General features: G+C 41.7%; 1 protein-coding gene and 1 pseudogene. Both read left to right on the top strand.

Translation table 11 applies throughout. The features are described from left to right. Positions 1 to 30 precede the first annotated feature (30 nt). A complete protein-coding gene (locus A5N85_RS13010) occupies positions 31 to 249 on the top strand; it encodes a major capsid protein (RefSeq protein WP_211268221.1) in 219 nt (72 codons plus the stop codon). Positions 250 to 314: 65 nt separating this feature from the next. After that, a pseudogene (locus A5N85_RS13005) lies at positions 315 to 1671 on the top strand (hypothetical protein); the annotation flags it as partial.

Raw genomic sequence — 1671 nt, 5'->3', positions numbered from 1 at the left:
TGTTATGTACAGTAACAGCTTGGGGCTTTCGTGAACTCGCTATGTTTATTCTTAATCGGAGATAAAGTTATGAAAAAACTTCTTATCGTCCCTGCATTATATGCAGGTTATGCAGCTGCTGCACTTCCGCCAGAAGTACAGCAAACAATTGACAGTACCAAGGAGGATATCACCACTGTAGGTGCTGCTCTTGTTGTGCTGGCGGTCGTTGTAATGGGCTTCCGTTGGCTCAAAGCGCAATTTTTCTAAAATTGCAGGGAGGGGAAACCCTCCTTTTGATTAGGATTTACTATGACGATAGGAACTTATTTTGAATGGCTTATGTTAATTTACGTCGGTTTTGTATTGCCTTTTTTCTTGTTGCCTCGGTAACTATTTATGCTGCTGGTGTTCCTGTTGATGGAACATTTTTTTATGATATTCCCGTTAATGGCGCATCTGTATCATCAGCTTCAGCAAATGCTGCCCGCGCAACAGGCACAGGCGTTGCGCAATCGGGTACGGTATCTATAACGGTTGAAACGCCCAGACGTCCTCCACCAACCATCCCTCCTCATAGTAATGCCTATCCCGGTGGTACTTATCCGGGAACGCCTAAAAAACCAATTAAAACCTCATTCGGTGCACGTGTAGGCTGGGGCGGTAACGCAGTTAAAAACGCCGTCAAATTAGGCTTAAAAGGCGCAAAAGGTTCGTTAGCAGGCATTGCGGGCGCCTATGCGTTGGAATATGTTATAGATAAAATGGGTTGGTTTGATGATGATGGCGTTTTATCAGCGCCTGATTTTGAAAATGAATATGGTCACGCTGGCATGTGGTCACCTAATCCTAATCCCGGTATTGGACCACATTATGCAACTGTTCAAGAATGGTTTGCTACAGTTAAAGAATGTCATGACAAATCGAGAGAATATTATCCTTGTAAATTTTTTAAAGGTGCTCCTTTCAATGGTTTACCTACAATTTTCGTTAGAGGTAAATTAGGTAATGGGTATTGGCCTCTTTATCAGAAAATTGCTTGCCCCTCGCAATATCAAGTTACTGCTTATGGTTGTGTCGGCTCTCGTCCCGTAACAGATTCTGATATTGACGCTCTTGATTTAAATGGCTATGTCCCACAGCAATCAGATATTCCAATGATATCACCACATCTTGGAAAACCTGATGAAGTGACTGTTACTAAACAACCGAAACCGATTGTATTAGATACAGTAACCGTAACCTCACAAAATCCAGATGGCTCAACAACGGCGACACAGACAGATACAACCGTGAACATCACCATTAACAATAACAACAATAACTTATCAACAATAATCACAGAAACCACGACAACAACAACTTATCAGAATGGCGAAAAAACTGACGAAAAAACGACAACAACAACCACGGATTCAAGCGATTCAACACCACAAACAGAACCAGAAACCGAACAAATAACAGATTGTGAACTCGTGCCGACTCTTTGCGATACACAGCTCCAAATCATCAAACAAGATAAAGATTTTTACGACTGGATAAAAGAACCATTTAATGAAGAATTACCCGAATTTAAAGGCGTAGAAGAACGCAAAGGCATAGAGCAAAAACGTACCGTAGATTTTGGCAGTGCCTCATGCCCAACACCTATCGAGATTAATACCATCTTAGCAGGTAATTTACGTCTATCAT

Source organism: Suttonella ornithocola (assembly GCF_001889065.1).
Classification (GTDB): Bacteria; Pseudomonadota; Gammaproteobacteria; order Cardiobacteriales; family Cardiobacteriaceae; genus Suttonella_A; species Suttonella_A ornithocola.
The sequence above is the reverse complement of the archived record's forward strand: the minus strand, read 5'-3'. Positions and strand labels throughout refer to the sequence as shown.